This window comes from Paraburkholderia sp. GAS348, assembly GCF_050434205.1.
In the GTDB taxonomy this organism is placed as follows: Bacteria; Pseudomonadota; Gammaproteobacteria; order Burkholderiales; family Burkholderiaceae; genus Paraburkholderia.
On the sequence record NZ_JBNPVT010000030.1, the window covers coordinates 23,744 to 48,710 of the forward strand.

Annotated in this window: 26 protein-coding genes; 9 read left to right on the top strand and 17 right to left on the bottom strand. The window is 61.4% G+C overall.

All coding sequences use genetic code 11. From position 1 onward, the window contains the following. Positions 1 to 31 precede the first annotated feature (31 nt). Positions 32 to 1,231: an amino acid aminotransferase gene (locus P3T22_RS29980; protein ID WP_063497852.1), complete on the bottom strand. Its 1,200-nt coding sequence runs from the start codon at positions 1,229 to 1,231 to the stop codon at positions 32 to 34. 311 nt (positions 1,232 to 1,542) lie between these two features. Between P3T22_RS29980 and uvrB the strand changes: the two genes are divergently transcribed. The 5 genes from uvrB (at position 1,543) to P3T22_RS30005 (ending at position 7,302) form a co-directional block, all read left to right on the top strand. After that, positions 1,543 to 3,636 (top strand): excinuclease ABC subunit UvrB, encoded by a 2,094-nt coding sequence (gene uvrB, locus P3T22_RS29985; protein ID WP_063495335.1) that lies wholly within the window; start codon positions 1,543 to 1,545, stop codon positions 3,634 to 3,636. Positions 3,637 to 3,957: 321 nt separating this feature from the next. After that, on the top strand, positions 3,958 to 4,506 hold the full coding sequence (locus P3T22_RS29990; RefSeq protein ID WP_063495336.1) for an iron transporter: 549 nt from the start codon (positions 3,958 to 3,960) through the stop codon (positions 4,504 to 4,506). A gap of 130 nt (positions 4,507 to 4,636) precedes the next feature. Continuing rightward, entirely contained in the window at positions 4,637 to 4,969 is a 333-nt protein-coding gene (locus tag P3T22_RS29995) for a cupredoxin domain-containing protein (RefSeq protein WP_063495337.1), read from the top strand. 84 nt (positions 4,970 to 5,053) lie between these two features. Next, on the top strand, positions 5,054 to 5,899 hold the full coding sequence (locus tag P3T22_RS30000; protein ID WP_063495338.1) for an FTR1 family iron permease: 846 nt from the start codon (positions 5,054 to 5,056) through the stop codon (positions 5,897 to 5,899). Beyond that, positions 5,896 to 7,302, top strand: coding sequence for a 4Fe-4S binding protein (locus P3T22_RS30005; protein WP_082854955.1), 1,407 nt, complete (start codon positions 5,896 to 5,898; stop codon positions 7,300 to 7,302). The genes P3T22_RS30000 and P3T22_RS30005 overlap by 4 nt, the downstream gene beginning before the upstream one ends. Positions 7,303 to 7,605: 303 nt before the next feature. Here P3T22_RS30005 and hemP read toward each other — a convergent pair whose 3' ends face one another. From hemP to P3T22_RS30025, 4 genes are all read right to left on the bottom strand, one after another. Further along, positions 7,606 to 7,866, bottom strand: coding sequence for a hemin uptake protein HemP (hemP, locus tag P3T22_RS30010; RefSeq protein ID WP_063495339.1), 261 nt, complete (start codon positions 7,864 to 7,866; stop codon positions 7,606 to 7,608). 254 nt (positions 7,867 to 8,120) lie between these two features. After that, complete coding sequence (locus tag P3T22_RS30015) at positions 8,121 to 8,603, bottom strand: SRPBCC family protein (RefSeq protein WP_063495340.1); 483 nt, start codon at positions 8,601 to 8,603, stop codon at positions 8,121 to 8,123. Between the two features lie 117 nt (positions 8,604 to 8,720). Then, entirely contained in the window at positions 8,721 to 9,119 is a 399-nt protein-coding gene (locus P3T22_RS30020; protein ID WP_063495341.1) for an OsmC family protein, read from the bottom strand. 190 nt (positions 9,120 to 9,309) lie between these two features. Then, positions 9,310 to 10,188 (bottom strand): pirin family protein, encoded by an 879-nt coding sequence (locus P3T22_RS30025; protein WP_063495342.1) that lies wholly within the window; start codon positions 10,186 to 10,188, stop codon positions 9,310 to 9,312. A 122-nt stretch (positions 10,189 to 10,310) separates the two neighbouring features. Between P3T22_RS30025 and P3T22_RS30030 the strand changes: the two genes are divergently transcribed. Beyond that, positions 10,311 to 11,300, top strand: a complete 990-nt coding sequence (locus P3T22_RS30030; RefSeq protein ID WP_063495343.1) for a LysR family transcriptional regulator — start codon at positions 10,311 to 10,313, stop codon at positions 11,298 to 11,300. Between the two features lie 437 nt (positions 11,301 to 11,737). On the opposite strand, the gene P3T22_RS30035 is transcribed toward P3T22_RS30030, so the two are convergent. From P3T22_RS30035 to P3T22_RS30090, 12 genes are all read right to left on the bottom strand, one after another. Next, positions 11,738 to 12,157, bottom strand: coding sequence for an ExbD/TolR family protein (locus tag P3T22_RS30035; protein ID WP_063495344.1), 420 nt, complete (start codon positions 12,155 to 12,157; stop codon positions 11,738 to 11,740). A gap of 16 nt (positions 12,158 to 12,173) precedes the next feature. Then, positions 12,174 to 12,905, bottom strand: a complete 732-nt coding sequence (locus P3T22_RS30040) for a MotA/TolQ/ExbB proton channel family protein (RefSeq protein WP_063495345.1) — start codon at positions 12,903 to 12,905, stop codon at positions 12,174 to 12,176. Positions 12,906 to 12,931: 26 nt separating this feature from the next. Then, entirely contained in the window at positions 12,932 to 13,654 is a 723-nt protein-coding gene (locus tag P3T22_RS30045) for an energy transducer TonB (RefSeq protein WP_429326931.1), read from the bottom strand. A 283-nt stretch (positions 13,655 to 13,937) separates the two neighbouring features. Then, on the bottom strand, positions 13,938 to 14,174 hold the full coding sequence (locus P3T22_RS30050; RefSeq protein ID WP_063495347.1) for a (2Fe-2S)-binding protein: 237 nt from the start codon (positions 14,172 to 14,174) through the stop codon (positions 13,938 to 13,940). Between the two features lie 215 nt (positions 14,175 to 14,389). Further along, entirely contained in the window at positions 14,390 to 15,277 is an 888-nt protein-coding gene (gene murI / locus P3T22_RS30055) for a glutamate racemase (RefSeq protein ID WP_429326932.1), read from the bottom strand. Between the two features lie 207 nt (positions 15,278 to 15,484). Further along, positions 15,485 to 15,964, bottom strand: coding sequence for a bacterioferritin (gene bfr / locus P3T22_RS30060; RefSeq protein WP_063495349.1), 480 nt, complete (start codon positions 15,962 to 15,964; stop codon positions 15,485 to 15,487). Between the two features lie 182 nt (positions 15,965 to 16,146). Further along, positions 16,147 to 17,670 carry a fumarate hydratase gene (locus P3T22_RS30065; protein WP_429326933.1) on the bottom strand — a complete coding sequence of 508 codons (1,524 nt, stop codon included), beginning with the start codon at positions 17,668 to 17,670 and terminating at the stop codon, positions 16,147 to 16,149. Between the two features lie 54 nt (positions 17,671 to 17,724). After that, positions 17,725 to 18,333 (bottom strand): TIGR00645 family protein, encoded by a 609-nt coding sequence (locus tag P3T22_RS30070; RefSeq protein WP_082854956.1) that lies wholly within the window; start codon positions 18,331 to 18,333, stop codon positions 17,725 to 17,727. A 359-nt stretch (positions 18,334 to 18,692) separates the two neighbouring features. Next, the gene (locus P3T22_RS30075; RefSeq protein ID WP_063495352.1) at positions 18,693 to 19,334 is read right to left on the bottom strand and encodes a hypothetical protein; all 642 of its coding nucleotides are present in this window, start codon (positions 19,332 to 19,334) and stop codon (positions 18,693 to 18,695) included. Between the two features lie 107 nt (positions 19,335 to 19,441). Further along, positions 19,442 to 19,915, bottom strand: a complete 474-nt coding sequence (locus P3T22_RS30080) for a hypothetical protein (protein ID WP_429326934.1) — start codon at positions 19,913 to 19,915, stop codon at positions 19,442 to 19,444. 267 nt (positions 19,916 to 20,182) lie between these two features. Beyond that, positions 20,183 to 20,671: a hypothetical protein gene (locus P3T22_RS30085; RefSeq protein ID WP_429326935.1), complete on the bottom strand. Its 489-nt coding sequence runs from the start codon at positions 20,669 to 20,671 to the stop codon at positions 20,183 to 20,185. Positions 20,672 to 20,808: 137 nt separating this feature from the next. Next, on the bottom strand, positions 20,809 to 21,126 hold the full coding sequence (locus P3T22_RS30090) for a ribbon-helix-helix domain-containing protein (RefSeq protein WP_063495355.1): 318 nt from the start codon (positions 21,124 to 21,126) through the stop codon (positions 20,809 to 20,811). A gap of 426 nt (positions 21,127 to 21,552) precedes the next feature. Between P3T22_RS30090 and sctC the strand changes: the two genes are divergently transcribed. The 3 genes from sctC to P3T22_RS30105 are packed head-to-tail and all read left to right on the top strand — an operon-like array spanning position 21,553 to position 24,956. After that, the gene (gene sctC, locus P3T22_RS30095) at positions 21,553 to 23,634 is read left to right on the top strand and encodes a type III secretion system outer membrane ring subunit SctC (RefSeq protein WP_429326936.1); all 2,082 of its coding nucleotides are present in this window, start codon (positions 21,553 to 21,555) and stop codon (positions 23,632 to 23,634) included. After that, complete coding sequence (locus tag P3T22_RS30100; RefSeq protein WP_429326937.1) at positions 23,624 to 24,721, top strand: FHA domain-containing protein; 1,098 nt, start codon at positions 23,624 to 23,626, stop codon at positions 24,719 to 24,721. The genes sctC and P3T22_RS30100 overlap by 11 nt, the downstream gene beginning before the upstream one ends. Beyond that, positions 24,699 to 24,956: a hypothetical protein gene (locus P3T22_RS30105; protein WP_429326938.1), complete on the top strand. Its 258-nt coding sequence runs from the start codon at positions 24,699 to 24,701 to the stop codon at positions 24,954 to 24,956. The genes P3T22_RS30100 and P3T22_RS30105 overlap by 23 nt, the downstream gene beginning before the upstream one ends. Positions 24,957 to 24,967: the final 11 nt, after the last annotated feature.

Consider the following 24,967-nt stretch of genomic DNA (forward strand, 5'->3'; position numbering starts at 1 on the left):
CGCGCGATGAACGCCCGCGCTCCGACATGCCTTACTTCAGCACGTGAGCGATCGCGCTAGCCACCACGTCGAGGTTGCGCGTATTCAGCGCAGCCACGCAGATGCGGCCCGTACCGACTGCATAGATGCCGAACTCTTCACGCAGACGGTCCACTTGCGGCGCTGTCAGACCCGAGTACGAGAACATGCCACGTTGTGCGTTCACGAAGCTGAAATCGCGACCCACGCCGTTTGCCTTCAGACGTTCGACCAGGCCGTTGCGCATTGCACGGATACGGTCGCGCATTTCGGCGAGTTCCGTTTCCCACGTGGCGCGCAGTTCAGCCGATGCGAGCACCGCCGCAACCACCGAGCCGCCGTGCGTGGGCGGGTTCGAGTAGTTCGTGCGGATCACACGCTTCAGCTGCGACAACACGCGAGCCGATTCTTCCTTGCTTGCCGTGATGATCGACAATGCGCCGACGCGCTCGCCGTACAGCGAGAACGACTTCGAGAACGACGACGACACGAACACGTTCAGTTCCGATGCCGCGAACAGACGCACCGCAGCAGCGTCGGATTCGATGTTGTCGCCGAAACCCTGGTAAGCGATGTCGAGGAACGGCACCAGATTGCGCGCCTTGACGACTTCGACGATCTGCTTCCATTGGTCGACAGTCAGATCGACGCCGGTCGGGTTGTGGCAGCACGCGTGCAGCACGACAACCGTGCCTGCGGCATAGCTATTCAGCGCGTTCAGCATGCCTTCGAAGTTCACGCCATGCGTGTGCGCGTCATAGTACGGATAGGACACGACTTCGAAGCCGGCGCTTTCGAACAGCGCACGATGGTTTTCCCAGCTCGGATCGCTGATCGCGACCTTGGCGTTCGGGTTCAGGCGCTTCAGGAAATCGGCGCCGATTTTCAGCGCGCCCGTGCCGCCCAGTGCTTGCGCCGTCACGACGCGACCTGCGGCGATCAGCGGCGAGTCGTTGCCGAGCAGCAGCTTTTGCACTGCAGCGTCGTAGGCAGCGATACCTTCGATAGGCAGATAGCCGCGCGGCAGCGCGGCTTCGACGCGTGCCTTTTCCGCTTCGCGCACGGCGCGCAGCAGCGGAATCTTGCCTTCTTCATTGAAGTACACACCAACGCCAAGGTTGACCTTGGTGGCGCGCGCATCGGCGTTGAAGGCTTCGTTCAGGCCCAGAATCGGGTCGCGGGGAGCAAGTTCGACGGCGGAGAACAGAGACATGATGGTGGGCAGCAGTAGTGAAAAGAGGGCGGCTTCGAGCGCGGGCGGCCCGGCCAACGGTGTCTGACGGACGATTCATTCAGAGGGCGGGTGGGCATCGACGAGCGAGCGCAACTTGGCATTGTAGCGAATTCGCAGGCATTTTTCGGGCGACAAAGCCCGCTGGACTGAATTATTTGCTTGAAAAACAGGCACCAAGGCGCCATTTGCCCTTTCTCCACTGCCCCCGCAACCCCTACGCAGGCCCGCTCGGCTCGGGCTCCCGCAACCCGTTAGAATAGTTCTTTGCCCAAGGCCCGGTGCCGCTCCCCATGTCCGAACACCATCTGACTGAAGCCGACGAAACGCTCGACGAATCCAAATTCGTTGCGTTCGAAGGCTCGCCGTTCCAGCTGTACCAGCCGTATCCGCCCGCCGGCGACCAGCCGACGGCGATCGACACGCTCGTCGAAGGCATTGAGGACGGCTTGTCGTTCCAGACGCTGCTCGGCGTGACCGGCTCCGGCAAAACCTTCACGATGGCCAACACCATCGCACGGCTCGGCCGGCCGGCGATCGTGTTCGCGCCGAACAAGACCCTCGCCGCGCAGCTCTACTCGGAGTTTCGCGAGTTCTTTCCGCGCAATGCGGTCGAGTACTTCGTTTCGTACTACGACTACTACCAGCCGGAAGCGTATGTGCCGCAGCGCGACCTGTTCATCGAGAAAGATTCGTCGATCAACGAGCACATCGAGCAGATGCGGCTGTCGGCCACCAAGAGCCTGATGGAGCGGCGCGACGTAATCATTGTCGGCACGGTGTCGGCGATTTACGGTATCGGTAACCCGTCGGAATATCACAAGATGATTCTGACGCTGCGTACTGGCGACAAGCTCGGCCAGCGCGACATCATCGCCCGGCTGATCGCGATGCAGTACAACCGCAATGAAGCCGACTTCCAGCGCGGTTCGTTCCGCGTGCGCGGCGACACGATCGATATTTTCCCGGCTGAGCACGCGGAAATGGCGGTGCGCATCGAGTTGTTCGACGACGAGGTCGAGACGCTGCAACTGTTCGATCCGCTCACCGGCCGCGTGCGGCAGAAAATTTCGCGTTTTACCGTGTACCCATCGTCGCATTACGTGACACCGCGCGACACCGTGGTGCGCGCGGTCGAAACGATCAAGACCGAACTGCGCGACCGGCTCGAGTTCTTCTATAGCAATGGCAAGCTGGTCGAAGCGCAGCGGCTCGAGCAGCGCACCCGCTTCGATCTGGAAATGTTGCAGGAGTTGGGTTTCTGCAAGGGCATTGAGAACTACTCGCGGCACTTCTCGGGCGCCGCGCCCGGCGAGCCGCCGCCAACGCTGGTCGACTATCTGCCGCCCGACGCGCTGATGCTGCTCGACGAGTCGCACGTGCTGATCGGCCAGCTGAACGGCATGTACAACGGCGACCGGGCGCGTAAAGAGAATCTGGTCGACTACGGTTTTCGCTTGCCGTCGGCGCTCGACAATCGCCCGCTCAAGTTCAACGAGTTCGAACGCAAGATGCGTCAGGTGGTGTTCGTGTCGGCCACACCGGCCGATTACGAAAAGAAAACGGCGGGGCAGGTGGCCGAGCAGCTGGTGCGTCCTACCGGCCTCGTCGATCCGGAAATCGAGGTGCGCCCGGCGCGTACGCAGGTCGACGACGTGCTCGCCGAGATCAACGAGCGCGTCAAAGTAGGCGACCGCGTGCTGGTGACAGTGCTGACCAAGCGGATGGCGGAGCAGCTGACTGAGTTTCTGGCCGACCATGGCGTCAAGGTGCGCTACCTGCACAGCGACATCGATACGGTCGAGCGGGTGGAAATCATTCGCGATCTGCGGCTGGGCACGTTCGACGTGCTGGTCGGGATCAACCTGCTGCGCGAAGGGCTGGATATTCCCGAAGTCTCGCTGGTCGCGATCCTCGACGCGGATAAGGAAGGCTTCCTGCGCGCCGAGCGCTCGCTGATCCAGACCATCGGGCGGGCGGCGCGTAACGTGAACGGCAAGGCGATTCTCTACGCGGATAGGGTGACCGATTCGATGCGCCGCGCTATCGACGAAACCGAACGGCGGCGCGCCAAGCAGATCGCCTACAACCTGGAGCACGGCATTACGCCGCGCGGCGTGGTCAAGCGGATTCGCGACATCATCGACGGGGTGTACAACGTCGACGATGCCCGCGCCGAGTTGAAGGAGCAGCAGACTCGGGCGAAATTCGAAGACATGTCCGAGAAGCAGCTTGCCAAGGAGCTCAAGCGTCTCGAAAAACAGATGATGGAGCACGCCAAGAATCTCGAGTTCGAAAAGGCCGCACAAACTCGCGACCAGCTGGCGCTGTTGCGGCAGCGCGTGTTCGGCGCGAATGTCGGCGACCACGTGCCCGGCGTCGATTAAACCCCCTTCCTGTTCAGGGCGCGGCAATGTGCCGCGCCTTGTCTCTCCTCGCCTACACCCCGCCAACCCCTTCGCCCGCGCTTTCCTTAAGACCGCCTTAAGGCCCTGCTCCCATAAGGCTTTGCGCGCGTTCTCGTTTGTTCTCCCTGCCGATCAATGATAAACTCGACCAATATTGAGAATAGTTCGCATTATCGTTCGTAATGAAATTGTCTGCGGTCTGTCCTCTGTCAGAGGGCGCCGGGGCCGCGGCATAAAACGCACGTGCGCCGCACTGTTCCAATGGGTTCGATTCCAGTCTGATAAAAATAAGGAGTTTCAATGCGGATTTCTTCATTTGTGCGTGGCGGCGCAGCAGCGGTGGCCACGGTAGCGGCGCTTTCCGCAACGGCAGCGGAATACCCGATCGGCAAGCACCAGATTCAGGGTGGCATGGAAATCGGCGCGGTTTATCTGCAGCCGATCACGATGGAACCCGAAGGCATGATGCGCAAGGCGTCGGAATCGGACATCCACCTTGAAGCCGACATCCATGCGGTCAAGAACAATCCGACGGGTTTCGCCGAAGGCGACTGGATGCCGTATCTGCAAGTTCGTTATGAATTGACGAAAGCCGGTTCGAGTCAGACCCAGAAGGGCGACATGATGGCGATGGTCGCCAACGACGGTCCGCACTACGGCGACAACGTCAAGCTGCAAGGCCCGGGCAAGTATCACCTGAAGATGATCGTCGAGGCGCCGATGCAAACCGGCCACATGGCGTTCGGTCGTCACGTCGACAAGGAAACCGGCGTGGGTCCGTGGTTCAAGCCGATCACGCTCGAATACGATTTCACGTTCGCGGGTATCGGCAAGAAGGGCGGTTATTGATCGCCGCCGACGCAGATCATCACGCCTCGTCACGCATCGCTGCGTGACGAGGCGTGAATGAGTGAATGCAAGCAGCAGGCGGCGCACGGGCGATGTGACCCGCTCTGCGCCGCGTTTTCCGGAAAGGCTAATGAGAATTAACCGAAAGATCGCGATGCTCGCCATGCTGGCGTCGCTGGCCGGCGCCGCCCACGCCGCCGATTTGCCCACATTCAGCCTGGAAATGAATGACGGCAAGCTCAATCCGGCGCGCATCGAAGTGCCGGCAGGGCAGCGCATCAAGATCGCGATACGCAACACCGGCAAGGGCGCGGCTGAGTTCGAAAGTGTGCAGCTGCGCAAAGAAAAGGTGTTGGCGCCGGGTGCGGATTCGTTCGTCGTGATCGCTCCGCTGGAACCAGGCGAGTACAAGTTCTTCGACGATTTCCATCAGCAGGCGCAGGGCGTGATCGTCGCGAAGTAGCGGCTTGGGGCGCGAGCGCACGCCTCGAACAAAAACGGGTTACGCGTTCGCCAAAGCACTAGCAGGGTAGAAGGGAGAGCTTGAATGGGTCAGATTCTATTCATCGTGTGGCGGGAAAGTGTCGAGGCGTTGCTGGTCGTCGGCATCCTGTACGCGTGGTTGAAAAATGGCGACGACGATGCGCGCCGCGGTTTGCCGTACCTGTGGGGCGGCGTCGCGGCCGGTGTGGTCGCGGCGGTTGCACTCGGCGCGGCGCTGGTCGGTTTCACCGACGTGCTCTCCGGTGACGCGCAGGATTATTTCCAGACCGCAATGGTGCTGGTCGCATGTGTGCTGATCGTGCAGATGGTGCTATGGATGAAGCAGCACGGCCGGTCGCTCAAGCGCGACATGGAACAGTCGCTGCAAAAGAGTCAGCGCGATTCGAACTGGTGGGGCGTCGCGGTGCTGGTCGCATTGGCGATCGCGCGCGAAGGCAGCGAAACGGTGATCTTCCTGTACGGTCTCGGCTTTGGCCAATCGGGTCACGTGGACGGCAACCAGATGCTCGCGGTGGTGATCGGCCTCGGTCTTGCGTTCCTGACCTTCTACGTGCTGCAGTTGGGCGGCAGGTATTTTTCGTGGCGGCTCTTCTTCCGCGTCACCGAAATCATGCTGCTGTTCCTCGGCGCGGGCCTGTTCCAGACCGGCGTCGACAAGCTGATCGACAAGGAAATCCTGCCGACGATCATCGGCCAGATGTGGAACTCCTCAGCCATCCTCGACGACTCGAGCACCTTTGGTTCGCTGGTTGCGACGCTCACCGGTTATCGCGCCCATCCGGCGCTGATGAATCTGGTCGCCTACACCGTGTACTGGCTGGTCGTCTATCTGCTGGTGCGTCGCGTGAATCGCAAGCCGGCGCAGCAAGCCGCAGGGCGCGCAGCATGAGTGCCGTCATGACCCGCCCGGGCCGCCTCGCCGCGGCCGGGCAGTGGATGCAGCGTCATGGCGGCCTGATCCGCGGCATTCAGTGGGTCGTGGTGGCGGTGTACGCGTTCCTGATTCTCGTGCCGGCGGTGATGCCGCTGCCGGACGACACCGCGCATCTGTGGAACAACCTGACGCTGGCGGCTCAGTTCGTGTTCTGGGGCATTTGGTGGCCCTTCGTGCTGCTGTCGATGGTGATGCTTGGCCGCGTCTGGTGCGGCGTGTTGTGCCCGGAGGGCGCGCTCGCGGAATTCGCCAGCAAGTATGGCCGCGGTTGGGCGATTCCGCGCTGGATGCGCTGGGGCGGCTGGCCGTTCGTCGCATTCGGCATGACCACCATCTACGGGCAGATGGTCAGCGTCTACCAGTATCCCAAAGCGGTGCTGCTGGTGCTCGGCGGCTCGACCTTCGCGGCGATGATCATCGGCTTGCTGTACGGACGCGAGAAGCGCGTCTGGTGCAAGTATCTATGCCCCGTCAACGGGGTTTTCTCGCTTCTCGCGCGTCTCGCGCCGTTCCACTACAAAGTCGATGAAGACGCGTGGCGCCGTTCGTACAAGAACGGCGAACATGGGCATCGCGTGATTCCGATCAATTGCGCGCCGCTGCTGCCGCTGCGCAATATGAAGGGCGCCTCGGACTGCCATATGTGCGGCCGTTGCAGCGGGCATCGCGACGCGATCGCGCTGACGTGGCGCGCGCCGTCGTCGGAAGTCGTGCAGCTCGGCGACAAGCAGGCGAACCCGTGGGACACCGCGTTGATCCTGTACGGCCTGCTCGGCATCGCAATCGGCGCGTTCCACTGGACCGCTTCGCGCTGGTTCGTCGACCTGAAGATGTTCTTCGCCACGTGGCTGGTCGATCATGACATCACCTGGCCGCTCGACACGAACGCGCCGTGGTTCCTGTTCACGCATTACCCTGAGCAGAACGACGTGTTCTCGTGGCTCGACGGCACGATGGTGATCGGCTACATCCTCGCCACGGCGCTGGTGTACGGCACGGCGCTGCTGGTGCTGCTGATGGGCGCGACGCGCATGCTGGGACGCTTCAACACCGTGCGTCTGCATCATTTGGCGCAAGGCCTGATTCCGATTGCCGGCGCAGGGGTATTCCTTGGCTTGTCGGCGACCACGCTGTCGCTGCTGCGCGCGGAGCATATGTCGTTGTGGTGGGCGTCGGATATGCGTATCGCGATCCTGGCGATCGCCAACCTGTGGAGCGCGTGGCTCGCCTGGCTCGTCACACGCCGCTATAGCGCGCGTTTCCTTCAACGCGGTCTCGCGATGGTGTGGTTCGCCGCGGCGCTGGCTGTGGTCGATAGCGCATGGTGGCTGATGTTCTGGGGCTGGGCTTCGAAGTAGGTCTTAACGCTTCGAAGAGGCGCTGTCGAGATCCGATCGGCGCCGTGCAAAAAACAGAAAGCCGTGGAGATGATCACATCCCACGGCTTTTTAATTTTCTGCATGTGCGATACACGTCGTTTCGTGCATCCGCATTGGGTGAGAACCAAAAAAGCGGCCTGGCTGGCTGCGACGGCTGGCTTGATGTCTGCACGAAGGGGTCTAGTTCTCACGTGCAAGCCGTCGTGGCTGGCTAATGCCCAACACCTCTCGAGGAGGTGGTCCCCACAATACCCGATACGTACTTCTATTCGTTCTTGCCTGTTATTTCGTCAGGATCAGCTTGCCTAGGCGCGTTGCACGCAACTGGTAGGTCTCGCCGTTATGCACGATGCTGACGTGGCTATGTCCTTGCAGCAGTGCGTCGCTGCGCACGACCCGATCCGGCTTCTCGCTCGTGCTGCCGACGCGATCCGCTGCGGGCTTCGCGACGGTTGCCGTCGCCGTCGATGTTTTCGGACGGCTGGTCAGCGCGGCCGCCGGGCGGCGCAAGCTGAGTGTTGAAGAGCGCGTGAGATCGGTCATTCGTTTTAGCTGTTGGTCGATTCGATGAGTTGATTCTAAATGATAACCATTCCTATTTACAAGAAAGGGAAATTCATCGGATTCGACTTCCGATAGCTGAATGACAGCGGAGCGGGACGGCGGGAGAGGGCGGCGAAGCAGGGCACTTCCGGCCGGCCGTTCCGGGACGGCCGCACACGCCGGGAGGATGACGGCCGGCGATGCACAGGCCCGTGGTCGCCGGTGACGGTGCGGGCAGAGCGCCCGCACAGGATTCAATGCAACGAACCGGGTTCCTGCTTGGTCTGCACGTACTGGCGGATCAGCCGCACGGTATCGATATCGTTCTCGCGATATGCCGACTTCACGATTTCCTGCGTCTGCACGGCGTCCTGGTCGTTGGATACGGGCAGGGTGGTTGCGTATTCGAAGCGCAGGAACAACTGCAGTTCGTCAGGCTGCTCGATAGTCATCGTCAGCGAGCCGCCGACATAGTCCGCCGTCGGCAGAATGTCATAGCGCACGCTCTGGCGATCCTGCAGCGTGACACGGTCGCGCACGGTGGCCTGGCCATAGTGCAACTCCCGTTCGAGGGTGTCGCCCTCGCGCGAAAGGATGGTGCAGCTGTCGAGTCCGATCACGAACAGTTGCGGCTGTTCGGCGCGCAGCACGAGACCCTCCCATAACTGCTCGCGGGTCATCGCGTCGACAAACGGATTCAACGGATCGTTGATCTGGATAAGGTGTTCGAAATTCAAAACGGCAGCTTCCTATGAAAGCGTTGCGAAACGTTCAGCCCGGCTGAGCCAACCACTCCATTGTCGCGCTCAGCGAGCTATCGCGCCAATGTGCCGACGCGCGAGACTCGCATGGCTTCAGGCCACGGCAAGACCAGAACGGATCGCAATCGAATGCGTGAGGATCTTGTGAACTGGGCACGCATTGGCAATCTGCAAGAGCCGTTCCCGCTGTTCGTCGGACAAATCGCCTTCCAGCATGATCTTGCGGTCGATGGTCGAGCCCGCGTCGCCGGTTTCGAGCGACAGCGCCACGCGCACGTCGGTGAGTGGCCAGCCCTTACGCTGAGCGTACATCTTCAGCGTGATCGACGTACAGGCACCGAGGCTCGACAGCAACAGCGCGACGGGCGCCGGCCCGCGATCACCGCCGCCAAGCGACTCGGGTTCGTCGGCGAGCCATGTGTGCTTGCCGTCGTCGAAAAGGACCTGGAAATTTGTCGAACCGATGTGGGCGGTGACGGTGGACTCTGCCATGCGCGCTCCTGAACAGGGACGGAAATCGCCGCGCGCCACGGTCCGTCATGGCTCGACGGCGCGGCGTACGGCATGAATCGCTATTGTGAACGAATTTACCCGCCTTCGCGCCCATGTGCAGCGGCGCGGGCGGCGTGGTGAGCGCCGCGCCACCGCAATCGTGAGCGGCAACACGCGCCGGCCCGGCCGATCAATGGGTGATCGCGCCCATGCGCCCAGCCTGGTAGTCGACGACCGCCTGGCGGATTTCCTCTTCCGTGTTCATCACGAACGGGCCGTAACGTACCACCGGTTCTTTCAGCGGCACGCCACCGAGCAGCAACACTTCGAGCGGCTCGGCGCCGGCCGTCAGCATGACCGACTCGCCGTCGTTCTGAAATACCACCATCTTCTGCGCGTCGATTTCCTGGCGCGCGTCGCCTTCGCCGTAAAAGCCCTTGCCCGACAGGCTGTAAGCGAACACCCGGTAGTCGGCCGGCACGGGTTGCTGGATCGTCGCGCCCGGTTGCAGCGAGAAATGCTGATACAGGATCGGCGTGCGCGTTTCGATCGCTGCCTTCGCCCCGAGCGCTTCGCCCGCGATGACCTTGACGCGCACCTTGCCGTCCGCGGACGTCGCGACCGGAATGCTGGCCGACGATATCTCCTGGTAGCGCGGCTTCATCATCTTGTCGCGGCGCGGCAGATTCACCCATAGTTGCAAACCGTGCACGCGCCCACCGGTGCGCACGAACGACGGATCCGGCATCTCACTGTGCACGACGCCCGCGCCCGCAGTCATCCATTGCACGTCGCCGGCATGCAGGGTGCCTGAATGGCCTGCTGAATCCTTATGGCCGAGCTGGCCCTCGAGCACGTATGTGACCGTTTCGAAGCCCCGATGCGGATGATCCGGCGCGCCTTTGGCCTCGCCCGGCGCGTAGTCGATCGGCCCCATTTCGTCGAGCAGCAGAAACGGATCGAAATCCATCAGCAGGCGGGTCGGAAACGGGCGGTGGACGATAAAGCCGCCACCTTCGGTCGCGCGAACGGCGGGAAACGTGCGTTCGATCGTGCGTGTCGTGGTCATCAAAGTCACCTTGAAAAATGGGGAATAGCGTTATTTTTGAAACATAGCGCTATTATAGGGACCGTTTTCCTAGGCACCAGCCGCCATCGCGCAATGGATTGTCCTATTACTGGAACGATGAGATGAAAATCGATTCACACAATCTGAATGATCTGATGTATTTTTCGCAGGTCGTCGAACACGGCGGTTTTTCCGCCGCCGAGCGCGTGCTGGGCATTTCCAAGTCGCGCCTCTCGCGCCGGCTGACCGAACTGGAAGCGTCGCTGGGCGTGCGTTTGCTGCAGCGCTCCACCCGCAAGCTGGCGCTCACTGAAGCCGGCGAGCTCTTCTACCAGCACTGTCAGGCGATGCTGAGCGAGGCTCAGGCGGCCGTCAATGTCGTGCAGCAGCTGCGCTCGTCGCCGCGCGGCACAGTGCGTGTGAGTGTGCCGGTGACGATTTCGCAGACCATCCTGTCGCAGATCCTGCCGGAATTCATGCATCGCTACCCGGAAGTGCGCGTAGTGATGCGTGTGACGAACCGCGTGGTCGACCTGTTTGAAGATTCGATCGATGTCGCGTTGCGCGTGCGCTCCGATCCGCCGGAAAACGCCAATATCGTGGTGCGGCCGTTGTGGCGCACGCAGCAGATGCTGGTCGGCGCACCAAGCCTCTTGCAGCAAAATGCGCCGCCGCTGTTGCCGGCCGATCTGAGCCGCTTCGAAACGCTCGATGTGCCGACCGGGGATGGCCGCCATGTCTTCAATCTGATCGCCCCCGACGGCACGCGCCACGCGCACGAACACGAGCCACGCCTCGTCACCGCCGATCTGATGACGATTCGTGAAGCGGTGCTGTCCGGCGTGGGTATCGCCGCGGTGCCGGAAATGATGTATGGCAGCGCGTTGCGCGCGGGGCAGTTGTCGCCGGTGATGCCGGGCTGGACTTTGCCGACGCCGCAGTTGTACGCGGTATTCGTGTCGCGGCAGGGGATGGTGCCGGCGGTGCGAGCGTTCGTCGATTATCTGGTCGAAATGCTCGATCCGGACGAAGGCAAACACATCGCGGGCGAGTGTCCGACGCGTACCGCGCCAGAGGCCGCCGTGCAGCCGGTTCTGACCATCGCTTCATAGCACTTATTGCACGCGGCGACATCGCTTTTAGCATTTAAGCGCCGCCTGTCATGAGTACTTTCAATGACAGTTTGCTTGAATGCGCGCGCTCACAGGCCTATAGTGAAATCCCTTCGCTAAGGAGTCTCTTATGCGGAAACTCATGGCCGCTATGATAGTCGGCCTGATAGGGCTGAGCGCGCTGTCCGTGTCGATCACGGCTGTCGCATGCGGTGACTCGAGCTATCAATCTTCTTCGACCGATGGCAAATAATCCCGCCGCCCGAAGGCGCCGAGTGCGCACAAAAAAGGCCTTCATCTGACGATGAAGGCCTTTTACTTTTAGCCCCTGTTTCAAGGGCGTTTCTGTCTTTTTCGGCAGGCGCTGCTTAACAGTGGCGCGAAGGGGCAAGTGGTGCGTTTCTACGCGCGAGCCCCTTGACAGACCGGTTGCCAGGTCATTTGCCTTTAGGCTGCGTGACGAAGCCGATCTTCGTAAGACCACCGGCCTGCGCCGCCGACATCACTTCCGCCACCTTCTCGTAGGCGACCTTGCGATCAGCATCCAGATGCAGCTCCGGCTGCGGATTCGCTTGCGCAGCTTCTGCAATCTTCGCGCGCAGCGTTGCGTCGTCGACCTTCTTGTTTTCCCACAACACGTTGCCGTCCGCATCGACGGCGACTGTCACTTGCGCGGGCTTGGTGTCTTCCTTCTGACTGCTTGCATGCGGCAGATCGATTTTGACCGCGTGACGAATCACCGGGATCGTCACCATGAAGACGATCAGGAGAACCAACATCACGTCGACGAGCGGCGTCATGTTGATTTCGTTCATCAGGCCGTCGTCATCGTCGCCGGCGAAGGGGCTCATTGCCATCGGAATGCCTCGTCGATCAGTGAGCGCGCGTGGCGAGGCGCAATCCGTCGCCGCGTTTGGACGACGACAGACGGGCGCCCGTCACGAAGAAGGCGTGCAGACCGTGCGCAAAGCGGCTCAGCTTGGCGACGAGCGCCTTGTTGGCGCGCGTCAGTGCGTTGTAGCCGAGCACGGCCGGAATCGCGACGAACAGGCCGAACGCGGTCATGATCAGCGCTTCGCCGACCGGGCCCGCGACCTGATCGATCGACGACTGGCCGCTCGCGCCGATCGCCAGCAGCGCGTGATAGATGCCCCACACCGTGCCGAACAGGCCGACGAACGGCGCCGTGCTGCCGATCGAGGCGAGAATCGCCAGACCGCTTTGCATGCGTGCGACGCTTTCATCCATCGTGTCCTTCAGGCAGCGCGTCACCCAATCCGACACGTCCATGCGATCGTGCAGATGCGGCTGCGTCTGATGGTGGTGATCGGCGGCTTCCTGGCCCGACAGCGCGAGTGCGAGGAACGGATTGTCCTGCGGCGTCGACGATCCGGCACCGAGCTTCTTTACGCCGTCGGCGAGATCGTCCGAATGCCAGAACTGTTGTTCGGCGTTCTTCGTGAGACGTTTCAGGCGCATCACATTCCAGCCTTTGATGACGATCACGCTCCACGACATCGCCGACATGATCAACAGCGCGAGCGCGATACCGCGCGTCACGAAATCCCCTTGCGCCCACACGTGCGCCAATCCGTAGTTTTGCATTGCAATTCCTTCTTTTAAATTCTGCCTCAATCGTTCAGATTGAAGTTGTAAGGCTGGGTGTACGCGGCCCGAATCGGCTGGCCATTCTCGAGATAGGGCTTGCAGGCACTCGCATGCGCCGCGGCAACCGCGGCATCGTCGAGGCGGTTGAAACCGCTGCTTTTCTTCAGTTCGATGCTCTCGAGCTTGCCCGTCAGTCCGACTACGAACTTCACATAGGCGGTGCCGGTTTCACCGCGTCGCCTGGAAAGCGACGGGTACTCTGGCGTGACCATGTTGCAGTCGATGTGCGAAACGTTCTTCGGCGCGGTGATTTCCATCATCGGACGGCCGACTGCCGGTGCAGCCTGAGCGGGTGGTGCAGCCGGCGGGGGCGGCGTTGGCTCAGCTGCAGCAACAGGCGTGGGCGACGGCGCGGCGGCCTCGGGCAACGGCGCAGGCGTCGGCCTGAGCGTTGGCGCCGGCTTTGGCTGGACTTTGGGCCTGGTATGAACCGGCGGCACCGGTTTGGGTGGCGGCGGCGCGATCGATTGCAGTGCGACGGGCGCAGCGGCCGGCGCCAGCAGCTGCGCGGTCATGACGCGCGATTCGAGTGACGGTTGCACGGGTTCATGACGCAATGTCAGGACCACTGCAAGCAACGCGACGTGAATCGCCGCGACCACGGCAGTCGCGATCAAGGCACGGGAATTCATTCGGGCGGACGACGCCGGCGTGGCGCCGGCTGAAACGGGATGCGCGGCCTGCATATTAGCGTGGCGACGCGCCGTCGATGCGGCACGTCAGACAAGACATCGTCATGTTCGGAAGATCAGCAACGAAATGAACAAGGTAGTCACGAAACCAATCAGCAATTCCATCTCGAACTCCTTTTAACGGGTGAGCGGGTAGCTGGCTGGTACGGATACTGGCTTGCTGACGGCAGTGGGATAACGCGTGGAGCAGGAGTATGACGCGGCGCGAAAAGCAGCGCATGAAGCAGTAACGTGGTGAATCCCAAGACGCGGCGTGGGCTGCGCCCTAAAACCGGACTTAAGCGGCCTTACGTTCGTAAAACGTCAGCGGCATAGCCTGCGGGTGATGCTCGAAGCCGCACCGGCTCGCGCACACGCCGCTTTGCATCATGACGTCGCGCACGGAATCCGCGCACTTGCCACAGCAGGAGGCGACGCCGAGTTCGAACTGGAGTTCGTCGAACGAATCGACGCCTTCCGCGATCGAGGCACGGATCTTTCGGTCAGAAACAGACTTGCAGACACAGACAATCATGGCAGGGCGTCATAGCTAACGTTAATGCGAACTATTATCATTTTGATTGGGCCGTTTGGCAAGCGTCCTGCATGATTTTTTGTAACAAAACCAGACTGTTAGCAGGGTTTCACCTGCGGGGCGGGATTCGGCGCGAGCGGCGGGGAGGGCGCAAAAATGCCTAAAAAGCGCGCAGAAAGGCCGTATGGCGGCCTAAAGCGCAGTGGACGAGGGCTTTATGCGGCTTGGGAATCCGGCGCCGCCGTGCGGCGCGACGGGATCTCGACCTGCTCGACAGCGGCGTCGATTTGCAGAAGCGTAGCGGCGAGCTGCTGCTGATGCGTGCCGTCGCCGGTCGAATAAAAACGGGGCAGAGCAGCGCGGGTATTTTCCGGGGCGGCGCGCAGCCCGTGCTGGTCGAGTACCCGTTCCAGCTGGCGCGCGATGGCCACGCTCGTATCGATCGGCATCAGCCGGTCGCCGACGATATCGCGGATCGCCGCATTGAGAAACGGGTAGTGGGTGCAGCCGAGCACCAGGGTGTCTGCGCCGGCATCGAGCATGGGCTGCAGGTAGCTGCGCAGCAATGCGCGCAGTTCAGCGGACCCGACGTCGCAGCGTTCCACCGCCTGCACGAGTCCGTGGCCTGGTTGACAAAGAAAACGGCAATCGGCGGCGTAGCGCTCCAGCAGGGCCTGAAAGCGGGCGCTGCGCAAGGTCACTTGTGTGGCGAGCACGCCGGCAACACGTGTTTTCGACTGCAGCGCGGCCGGTTTGACGCCCGGCTCGACGCCGATCAGCGGAATGGACAGCTTTTCGCGGACTAGTGCGATAGATTGCGCGGTCGCCGTGTTGCATGCGACCACCAGCGCTTTCGCGCCTTCCTTGACCAGCCATTCGCCAATCGCAAGGGTGCGGTCGGCAATGAAGTCGTCGTCGCGTTCGCCGTAGGGGGCGTAGAGCGAGTCGGCAACGTAGATGAGCGCTTCGCCGGGCAGTTGTGCCCGGACCGCCCGCAGCACCGACAAACCGCCCAGACCCGAGTCGAAAATGCCGACCGGCGCCCGCGAGCCGCCACCTGAGGTGGCAATCGGGGCACTCGAAGACGGCGATTCTGCGGGCATAGGCGATAAGGAGACGCGCGGCACAGCGGTCACGGGAAACTCACGAAAACGGGGAAGTGCGCAAGTATATCGCCCGCGCGGCGCTTGTCCTTGCAAATGAGCCGGCTAATGAACTGACAAATAAGCTGACAAATAAGCTCGACAAACGAGCCGGCGTTCGCGAGCAGGCCCATGAGCCGGCGCGCGGGCTGTTTCAACCTGGTTCGATCAGGACTCGACCGAACCCATCGCAGTTTGCTGGTAGTTCTGGATGCCGACCTTGTCGATCAGGTCCAGTTGCGTTTCGAGCCAGTCGATGTGTTCTTCGGTGTCGTCGAGAATCTTCACGAAGATTTCGCGCGAGATGAAATCGCGAACGGATTCGCAATACACGATCGCTTCTTTGCAGGTGCTTTGCGAAATCTGTTCGAGCTTCAGATCGCATTCGAGGATTTCTTTGGTTTCCTCGCCGATCAGCAGCTTGTGCAGGTCTTGCAGGTTCGGCAGGCCATCGAGCATGAAAATGCGTTCGATTAGCCAGTCGGCGTGCTTCATTTCGCCGATCGATTCGTCGTACTCATGCTTGCCGAGTTTCTCGAGGCCCCAGTGCTTGTACATCCGCGCGTGCAGGAAGTATTGATTGATGGCGGTCAACTCGTTCTTGAGCTGGGAGTTCAGATACTCGATAACTTTCTTGTCGCCTTGCATGGGGATTCCTTTTAGGGGCTTTGAATTTTCAACAACAATAAACGCCAGACCCGAAAAAGCCAAGGAAACAGACACATCTTTTGACGTTGTTGCAGGCATCTGGCGTCGCGTCTCACGCAGCAATGAAAAAGCCGGGACCAAAGTCCCGGCTTTTGACATACGTAACAGGCGTTAGCGGCGAATTAAACCGTCGCGACCGGAATCTTGCCGATCTTCGCTTGCCATTCCTTCGGGCCGGTCTGGTGCACCGAGGTGCCGTTCGAATCGACGGCAACCGTCACCGGCATGTCCTGCACGTCGAATTCGTAGATCGCTTCCATGCCGAGGTCTTCGAACGCGAGAACCTTCGCGCTGCGAATGGCCTTCGACACGAGGTATGCAGCGCCGCCCACGGCCATCAGATACGCGGCCTTGTGCTTTTTGATCGCCTCGATCGCAACCGGGCCGCGCTCGGCCTTGCCGATCATCGAAATGAGACCGGTTTGCGACAACATGGTCTCAGTGAATTTGTCCATGCGCGTGGCGGTGGTCGGGCCGGCGGGGCCGACTGCCTCGTCGCGCACCGGATCGACCGGGCCGACGTAGTAGATCACGCGATTCGTGAAATCGACCGGCAGCTTTTCGCCCTTCGCGAGCATATCGGCGATGCGCTTGTGCGCAGCGTCACGGCCCGTCAACATCTTGCCCGACAGCAACAGCGTCTGGCCCGGCTTCCAGCCTGCGACTTCTTCCGGCGTCAGCGTGTTCAGATCGACGCGCTTGCTGGTTTCCGTATTCGGTTCCCATTGCACCTTCGGCCATGCGTCGAGCGACGGCGCTTCGAGCTTCGCCACGCCCGAGCCATCCAGCGTGAAGTGTGCGTGACGCGTGGCCGCGCAATTCGGGATGATCGCGATCGGCTTGCTCGCAGCGTGCGTCGGTGCGGCCATGATCTTGACGTCGAGCACGGTGGCGAGACCGCCGAGACCTTGCGCACCGATACCGAGCGCGTTGACCTTCTCGTGCAGTTCGACGCGCAGTTCTTCGATCCAGTCCTTCGGGCCGCGGGCGATCACGTCCTGAATGTCGATCGGATCCATCAGCGATTCCTTCGCCATGACCATCGCTTTCTCAGCGGTGCCGCCAATGCCGATGCCGAGCATGCCCGGCGGGCACCAGCCTGCGCCCATGGTCGGCACGGTCTTCAGAATCCAGTCGACGATCGAGTCCGACGGGTTCAGCATCGCGAACTTCGACTTGTTTTCCGAGCCGCCGCCCTTGGCTGCAACCTGCACGTCGACCTTGTCGCCCGGCACGATCTCGTAGTGGATCACGGCCGGCGTGTTGTCTTTCGTGTTCTTGCGCGCGCCTTCCGGTGGGCTCACGATCGACGCGCGCAGCACGTTGTCCGGGTTCAGATAACCGCGGCGCACGCCTTCGTTGATCATTTCGGTGACGCCCATCGTCGCACCGTCCCAACGCACGTCCATGCCGACCTTCACGAACACCGTGACAATGCCGGTGTCCTGGCAGATCGGGCGCTTGCCTTCGGCGCACATGCGGCTGTTGGTGAGGATCTGCGCGATCGCATCCTTCGCGGCCGGGCTCTCTTCGAGCTCGTAAGCGCGGCCCAAGGCCTGGATGTAGTCGAGCGGGTGGTAATAGCTGATGTACTGAAGCGAATCAGCAATGCTTTGAATCAGATCTTCCTGTTTGATGATGGTCATGGCTAGCTCAGTGGGGACAGTGGCGCTTGTTTTCGGACACGCAGGGCAGTGCGGTCAGTCGTGCGCCTTCAGGGGAATGGAACCGGTCGAACCCACGACATGCAGCGCCGTGGGTTCCTGAAAATGTTTCGGATGCGTATGGGTGGTCAGACGGTCGACGAGAGCCATCACCAGCGCCGACACGAGGAACGCGACGTGGATGATGACCTGCCACATGATGGTGTGCGTCGAATTCTGATCGGGGCTGATGAAAGTCTTCAACAGATGGATCGACGAGATGCTGATCAGCGCCATCGATAATTTGACCTTCAGCACGCCGGCGTTCACGTGGTCGAGCCATTCCGGTTCGTCCGGATGCCCCTCCACGCCTAAGCGCGACACGAAGGTTTCATACCCGCCGACGATCACCATGATCAGCAGGTTCGAGATCATCACCACGTCGATCAGGCCAAGTACCACCAGCATGATGTTGGTCTCGTCGAGCGTCATCGAGGCCGTGACGAGGTGCCAGACTTCCTTGAGGAACAGAACGACGTAGACGCCTTGCGCGACGATCAGACCGAGGTAAAGCGGCACCTGGAGCCAGCGGCTCATGAAGATGATGGCGGGCAGCGGACGCATCGGGCGGCGCTGACGGGCTGAGTCGGGTCGCGGGGCGGACATAGGCAGGAGTCAGATGAAACGCAGGTGACGGAACACGGACTATATGCGCTGACCCGAAGCGCAAACCAAACGCGCGGATCGAGCACGCAAACCAAGGCGCAGACGGCGCGGAACGCGGCCAGGGGAGGCCGGAAAAGCTCGCGTCAGGCGGGCTATTGTACAGCGCCGGCTGAATTTGCTGCGGCGCGGCGGGCAGTCTGGGCCGGCCGGCGCTGCTGTGGCCCTAAGCGGCCGACGGTCCCGCTGGGCAGCGAGCCAGGTGGAGACGGGCAATGTGCCCTCGCACTTGGGGTAGTATGGTTTGGCTGCTGTGGTCCATGGCGTGCGGCGCGGGCCGCTCGCCGCGAAACATGATCGTGTTAGCCGGCAGCAACTTCAGTGGCAGGTTGCGGCGTCGCGTACCCACCGCTGTAAAGATCGTATGGCGTACCGCCTGCGTGATTCGCACGGGCGAAATGTGCGACAACGCGTGCAAGGCCCGGGCCCGCCGCACATTGGCTGGCAATGATGCGCAGAGCCTTGAGCCGCAACGGCGTTCCGGGAGGTACCGCGACATGATCCGCGAGTCGTGCGGTCGACAGATTCTTCTGTGGGACTGATTCGTCGAAGATCGAGAACAGCCGATACACACCTTCGTGCAGTTGTGCTTGAGCCGCGTGCGCCGCCCATGTCGCTGCGCTACAAGGCAGCACAAAGGCGCACTGTATACCGGAGTCGGCAAATTGGCGGTCCCGGCCGCGTCGTAGCGCGGCGAGACCACCAAGGGTGATCTGCGATACCCGGTATGAGGTGCCGACGTAATCCTGCATCGACTGCAGTGCGTCGAGGAAACGCTGCGCGGCCGCGTCTGGCGGCGACCCGCTGCGCAGCATCTGACCGATTCGACGATGGCCTCCGTCGACGAACTCGGCAATCGCCGGGTGCAGCCCTGCATTCGAGCGTCTGACGAGGTCGTCCAGGCGCCGGAAATCGACGGAACCCAGCCTGCGGGAATTATTCATTGCGTCGTGAGGGGAATAGCGGGATTCGAAACGGGGCGGCGTACCGCGGAGCCTCCCCTTGGCCCGGCCAGCGTCGCTGCGCTGGCCGGTTGCTTTTTAGGGGCTCGTCAGGCGGCGCCCGCTCCGTCTGTTCCACCCATTCCACCAGCGTCACCCAACCCACCAGCGTCACCCAATCCACCAGCACCAGCCAATCCACCAGCTCCACCCGCTCCCGCTTGGCCCATCATCGACATGGCCGAGCCAAGAAGAGGCATCACTGCGGGAAGGACCTGTTTGACGAGGTCCATGAGCCCACTCAACAGACCACCCAGCAAGCCGCCGCCGTTCGCTCCCTGTTGCGCTGCGTTGCCCGCCTGCGGCGCATTGCCGGTGTTGTCCGCGGCCGCGTTCAAGGCATGTTCGGCGTGCAGATCGGCTGAAGCCATGGCCGGCGGCGCACCGTTCATATCGCCCATGTCATCGGGCGGGAACGTCCGTACGGAGACGGAGTGCGTCTCCGTCTGCACGTTATTTTGCGGCGCTGCCGGCATGGGCATATCGAACCGGGTGCTGCTGATGTTGCTGATTGCATTCATCATTCTTAAATCCTTCTCATTAATTAATTGCAACGTAAGGGGAATAGCGCGACTCGAAACGGGGCGGCGTACCGTGGAGCCGCTCCTTGGCCCGGCCAGCCTCACTGCGCTAGCCAGTTGTTTTAGGGGCTCGTCAGGCGGTGCCCGCTCCGTCTGTTCCACCCACTCGACCAGTTCCACCCGCTCCCGCTTGGCTCATCATCGATATGGCTGCGCCGAGAAGAGGCATCACGGCGGGAATGAGCGACTGGACGACGTCCATGACCTTACTCACCAGACCATAAGGTCATTCTTCCCCTCTTCCCGAGCGGGCGGCGTCGACTTCCCATTGGTATCGGAGGGGCTGTCCGAATTCACGCGGGGGGGCGCAGGGGGCGAGGCCGTCTTGTGCGATTCTTTCTTCGCTGCGCCACCAATTTCACACGCCGCCCCTCCGTGAAGACAGCTCTGCGTTTGCGGCAAAGCGTCCGTGTCGTTCGGCACGGCGTCTTGTGACCCGGTGTTTTGTTGCGCGGGCGGGACCGTGTTGTGCGTGTTGTCGGGCAGGCGCACCAACGCGTCGTGGGACGGGTCAAAACCTGGCGGCGTTCTGTCCGGCCGGGGCACATTCGACGGAACGTCGGCGAGCTTGCCGTTCGGGGCGTACTCGTACGCCCGCACGGTGGGGGACGCAGCGTTGCCCGTGCCCTGCGTTGTCGCCGGGGGCAAATTCGACGGGATGGGGTTGCTCTGGCCCATGTTGTTGATTGCATTCGTCATTCTCAAATCCTTCTCATGAGTAATTAAAACGCTCAGTTGTTATTCCGTATGAAATTGAGCGGAATGGTCAACTGCTGTCGTACCGGGTTGTACGAAAGAACTAAATATGATTATTCGATAAACCTCCTTGTGCTTTATTAAAATGAGTTGCATGGCGCGTCCGGGTCGATCGTCCTCATGTCGATCGGGTGTTTGTGTGCGAGTACCTGAGTTACACAAATTATTCGGATGAATCCGGTGAAGTTACAGATGGTTTCTTGCGTCATGTCAATTTCAATGGCCCATTTTGATATTAGCTTTCCGACTGTCAGAGACTCCTGACGCGCGATTTCTTCAATGATTCTCCAGTAGATCTCTTCAAGCCGTAGGCAGGTTGCGAATCCGTTAATTCTGACAGAGCGCAGCTTGGGCCTTGCCAGTTGCGGAGTGAAGGTGCAGTAGCGTGTCACCCGCATGTGTAGGCGCACCGGAAATTCGGACTGTGCAAAACGACGATTGAGGAGTCGAAGTCCTTAAAGGCGCTGAATAATTTTGAGAAAACCTTGGCGGTGCAACATGAATTTAATAGGTCGTTTGTCATGATCGGTTTAATCAGGTTGGCTACCCATCAATCCTCGCTCTATACGGCGGAAACGGGTCATACAGATGTATGACTTATCGGCATTGGTATTTTTTCTTAATTTAGAGATGGGCGAGTCAATTGGGTGGATTTGGTCGCGGATGAGTCGTGGATATTGGTATTCGCTTGAGTAGCACAATGGAACAGGCGGCCACCGCGTCTGCTCTTTCGCGAATGTCTTACATGTATATGACCAGGGTGGATGGAAGCGTCATTAAATTTCAGGCTAATGCGGTCAACACACGTAGCCAGGGATTTTCTAATGCTTATCACGCGACTCAACGATTCGGTTCTCAGGAGAGGCAGCGGTGAACTGCCGTCCTTGTCGCCGTGCATGCCCTCGGCCGCCGTACGTCGCCTCGCTGGTTCGCTCGGGGTGGCCTGCCTGGTGCTGTTGATACCGGGGGCCGACGCCGCAACGCCCGTCTGGCAGGGCGCGCCGATTCACTACGCAGTAAACGGTGCGCCACTGCCGGACGTGTTGCGCGACGTGCTTGCCGTCGAGGGCCTGAGCGCGGACATAGGCCGCGACGTGAAAGGTGCGGTCAATGGCCGCTTCGACGACACGCCGGGCAATGTATTCACCCAACTGGTAGAGGCCTACGGCCTTGTCTGGTATTTCGACGGCAAGGCGATGCATGTCGCGACCGCGTCGGACGTGCGCAGCCGGGTTATCCCGTTTGCGCCGATGACCCGCGAAGCGGTCGCGTCCTTGCTTCGCAACCTGGATCTCGACGATGCCCGCCTGCCGATCAAATATTCGGCGACGACCGTCAAGGTTGCCGGCCCGTCGAAATTCGTCGACGCGGTTGCACAGGCAATCGATAACGCACAACGGCAGACCACCGTTGAGCCTTCGTTCGACGAGATCGTCATCCGGGTTTTCCCGTTGCGCTACGCGCAAGCGCAGGACATTCATTTTACGGTTGGGGCGCAGGAGCAAGTCATGCCGGGCGTCGCTACGTTGCTGCGCCAGTTGATGACGGATACCTGGCAGCCTACTGCGCCGCGCGCACCTGGCCCACGCGCCGAAGATGCCCGTGCCGCCGCCCGCAGCGCGCGCAGCGGGCCGCCTCCGCTACCCAGCCTGCTTGGCCTGGGGCTGGGAGGCGCGCTGCCCGTCGGCGACGTCGATCGTCCGCCGCTACCCGACTCCGATACCGCGAAGCCAGTCGCAACCCCCGCGCGCCGCAACATCGTCGCCGACCAGCGTACCAACTCGGTGATCATCAGCGACATCGTGTCGATGATGCCGAATTATGAGCGCGCAATTGCGATGCTTGACCAGCCGCAGGAACTGGTCGAGATCGACGCGGTGGTGATCGACGTGTCTTCGAATGCTGCGCGCTCGCTCGGCGTGCGTTGGGGTGGCGCGAATGGGCGCATCAACGGCGCCTCCGGAACCGCGAGCGCACCGCTCAGCTTCGGTGTTCCGGACCTGGTGACGGCAGCCAGTGCGGCGAGCGGCTTGAATCTGGCGACGCTGGTCGGCAACTCGGCGCAATACCTCTTTGCACAGATTCATGCATTGGAGGACGCAGGCAAGGCGCGCGTGCTATCGCGTCCGCAAGTGCTGACGCTGAACAACACGGAAGCGGCGTTGACTTCGCGCAGTTCAGTGTATGTGCGCGTAGCGGGCAACCAGGCAGTCGACCTCTTCAATATAGATACGGGGCTGACGCTGAAGGTTACGCCGAGTGTCGAATCGACCGGCGACCCGCGCCGCAATATTCGGCTCAACATCCAGATCGACGACGGTACGTTCAGCTCGACGACGTTTGTAGATGGCATTCCACGGGTCGACAACCATTCGGTTGTCACCCAGGCGGTCGTGCGCGACGGCGAGAGTTTGCTGATAGGCGGCTATCAATACGAGCGCAGCGAAAACACCACATCAAAGGTGCCGGTGCTCGGCGACGTGCCGTACCTGGGCGCGCTGTTCCGCGATACGCAGACCACGCATGAGCGCCTCGAACGGCTGATTCTGATCACACCGCGCCTCAAACGGCTGTCGGGTGACGGGGCGCCGGATGGGACGCTGGCCGTCGCGGGCCCGACGTCGGGCAACGCAAGTCCGAATCCGGACTTCATCGCGGCTCGAGCGCCGGTTGCAGCAACCGCTTCGCCTTCGCAGCCGGGGTCGCCGACCAATATCGCGCCCCGCACGGTGGAATCGGTGCAACCAGTGGTTGTCGGCGTTGCGCCAAACGTCGACGCCGCGTTGCGAAGCCTGGTACAGCCAGTTGCACGAGACACGTCGCAGTCGTCAGCGTCATCTCCCGTTACTCCGGCCGTTTTGCCGGCGGTGAGCAAGATGCCGTGGGAGAACCGCCATGACCGCTGACGCGCTGATCGTCGTGATGGATGGCGTGCACATCGGTGCGAGGGTGGTGCTGTCGTCCGGGAAGCCGGTACGCATAGGTAGTGGCGCGGACGCGGACCTGATGGTGATCGACGAGGGTGTCGAACCGCAGCATGCCACCGTCGAATCTCGAGGTGCGTCGCTCGCGGTGGTCGCGCACCACGCGAACGTTGCCGTGTTCGGCCGACCGATACCGCCGGGACGGCGCGTGCTGTTAGGGCGCGGTGCGTGGTTTTCAGTAGGTAGTGTCACTTTCCAGTTCGGCGGCCGCGATGCGCCGAGCGCGACGCTGGCGCGTGATGCCGAGCGTGCCTACCTGCTGCGCAATGCGCCGCTCGCGTATCTCGCGAAACGTTGGTCCGATGCGTCGCCCGTGACGAAAGCGATCGTTCTAGTCACACCGGTTGTATTTGGGCTGCTGACATGGATCTCGTCGAGCCCAATGTCCGGCGTGCCGCGCACGACGCGCATCAACGAAGCATTCCGGCTGGTGACCACGCATCTCGACCCGAAGTCCGGTGCGCTCGTTTATGAAGGCTATGTGCAGTCGGCCACCGATCTCGCAGCGCTGACCGCGAGCGCGTGGTCGCGGCAGCGGGCGCCGGTGATGCATGTGATTGTGCTCGATCAGTTGCAGGAGGAGGTTGGCGAATTTCTTGCGCGCTACTACCGCGGCGCCGAGGTGCACACCGCGGAACCCGGTGCGTTCACCGCGACGCTGCCTGACGTGCACGGGTTTCTGTCGCCCGAATCGTGGGACTACGCACGTGTGGCCCGCCTGGCGCGCGCTGAGGTTCACGGGTTGCGTGACCTGACTTTTCCGGGCCACGCGCAGCAAGGCGAACGGGTGCGCGTGCCGCTCGACGCGCTTGGTCTGAATCTGCTTGCCAGCCGTCACGCGTTCTGGCTCAGCGATGCACAGGGCGTGCGCTATTTCGTCGGCGCGCGACTGCCGATCGGACGGATCACGCGACTCTCGGCTTGCACAGCGGATATCACGCGCGACGACGACGGTTCGGTATACGAATTTTTTATGGATGCTACCCATGGTCAAAAAAAATGCGGGTAAAAGTACGCTCGGCTCGTTCACCGATTTGCCAATCGAAGCGCAACTTCTCGAAGACGATGGCGCCGGCCGAGAGGCGATCGAAGCCCGGCTCACTGCCGAAATTGGCTGCTTGAATAACGCGTTGCTGATTGCTTCGCCGGCTTTGAAAAAGGAACTGATTCTGCTTGTCGAGTGTTTGCGCGCAGCTCGACAGGTGGTGGAACGAAGCGCGAGCTTCAAAATTGCGCGTGACTAAAGTAAGGAGTG

What these genes read in the sequence shown, in the direction of transcription:
- bfr (WP_063495349.1), bottom strand. Translation starts at nt 15,964, where the DNA reads ATGCAAGGCGACAAGAAAGTTATCGAGTATCTGAACTCCCAGCTCAAG.
- P3T22_RS30045 (WP_429326931.1), bottom strand. Translation starts at nt 13,654, where the DNA reads ATGCAGGCCGCGCATCCCGTTTCAGCCGGCGCCACGCCGGCGTCGTCC.
- P3T22_RS30005 (WP_082854955.1), top strand. Translation starts at nt 5,896, where the DNA reads ATGAGTGCCGTCATGACCCGCCCGGGCCGCCTCGCCGCGGCCGGGCAG.
- P3T22_RS30040 (WP_063495345.1), bottom strand. Translation starts at nt 12,905, where the DNA reads ATGCAAAACTACGGATTGGCGCACGTGTGGGCGCAAGGGGATTTCGTG.
- P3T22_RS30085 (WP_429326935.1), bottom strand. Translation starts at nt 20,671, where the DNA reads ATGACGAATGCAATCAACAACATGGGCCAGAGCAACCCCATCCCGTCG.
- P3T22_RS30075 (WP_063495352.1), bottom strand. Translation starts at nt 19,334, where the DNA reads ATGAATAATTCCCGCAGGCTGGGTTCCGTCGATTTCCGGCGCCTGGAC.
- P3T22_RS30000 (WP_063495338.1), top strand. Translation starts at nt 5,054, where the DNA reads ATGGGTCAGATTCTATTCATCGTGTGGCGGGAAAGTGTCGAGGCGTTG.
- uvrB (WP_063495335.1), top strand. Translation starts at nt 1,543, where the DNA reads ATGTCCGAACACCATCTGACTGAAGCCGACGAAACGCTCGACGAATCC.
- P3T22_RS30090 (WP_063495355.1), bottom strand. Translation starts at nt 21,126, where the DNA reads ATGCGGGTGACACGCTACTGCACCTTCACTCCGCAACTGGCAAGGCCC.
- murI (WP_429326932.1), bottom strand. Translation starts at nt 15,277, where the DNA reads ATGCCCGCAGAATCGCCGTCTTCGAGTGCCCCGATTGCCACCTCAGGT.
- P3T22_RS29995 (WP_063495337.1), top strand. Translation starts at nt 4,637, where the DNA reads ATGAGAATTAACCGAAAGATCGCGATGCTCGCCATGCTGGCGTCGCTG.
- P3T22_RS30050 (WP_063495347.1), bottom strand. Translation starts at nt 14,174, where the DNA reads ATGATTGTCTGTGTCTGCAAGTCTGTTTCTGACCGAAAGATCCGTGCC.
- P3T22_RS30105 (WP_429326938.1), top strand. Translation starts at nt 24,699, where the DNA reads ATGGTCAAAAAAAATGCGGGTAAAAGTACGCTCGGCTCGTTCACCGAT.
- P3T22_RS30065 (WP_429326933.1), bottom strand. Translation starts at nt 17,670, where the DNA reads ATGACCATCATCAAACAGGAAGATCTGATTCAAAGCATTGCTGATTCG.
- P3T22_RS30080 (WP_429326934.1), bottom strand. Translation starts at nt 19,915, where the DNA reads ATGATGAATGCAATCAGCAACATCAGCAGCACCCGGTTCGATATGCCC.
- P3T22_RS30020 (WP_063495341.1), bottom strand. Translation starts at nt 9,119, where the DNA reads ATGGCAGAGTCCACCGTCACCGCCCACATCGGTTCGACAAATTTCCAG.
- P3T22_RS30100 (WP_429326937.1), top strand. Translation starts at nt 23,624, where the DNA reads ATGACCGCTGACGCGCTGATCGTCGTGATGGATGGCGTGCACATCGGT.
- P3T22_RS30035 (WP_063495344.1), bottom strand. Translation starts at nt 12,157, where the DNA reads ATGGCAATGAGCCCCTTCGCCGGCGACGATGACGACGGCCTGATGAAC.
- P3T22_RS29980 (WP_063497852.1), bottom strand. Translation starts at nt 1,231, where the DNA reads ATGTCTCTGTTCTCCGCCGTCGAACTTGCTCCCCGCGACCCGATTCTG.
- P3T22_RS29990 (WP_063495336.1), top strand. Translation starts at nt 3,958, where the DNA reads ATGCGGATTTCTTCATTTGTGCGTGGCGGCGCAGCAGCGGTGGCCACG.
- sctC (WP_429326936.1), top strand. Translation starts at nt 21,553, where the DNA reads ATGCTTATCACGCGACTCAACGATTCGGTTCTCAGGAGAGGCAGCGGT.
- P3T22_RS30070 (WP_082854956.1), bottom strand. Translation starts at nt 18,333, where the DNA reads ATGTCCGCCCCGCGACCCGACTCAGCCCGTCAGCGCCGCCCGATGCGT.
- P3T22_RS30025 (WP_063495342.1), bottom strand. Translation starts at nt 10,188, where the DNA reads ATGACCACGACACGCACGATCGAACGCACGTTTCCCGCCGTTCGCGCG.
- hemP (WP_063495339.1), bottom strand. Translation starts at nt 7,866, where the DNA reads ATGACCGATCTCACGCGCTCTTCAACACTCAGCTTGCGCCGCCCGGCG.
- P3T22_RS30030 (WP_063495343.1), top strand. Translation starts at nt 10,311, where the DNA reads ATGAAAATCGATTCACACAATCTGAATGATCTGATGTATTTTTCGCAG.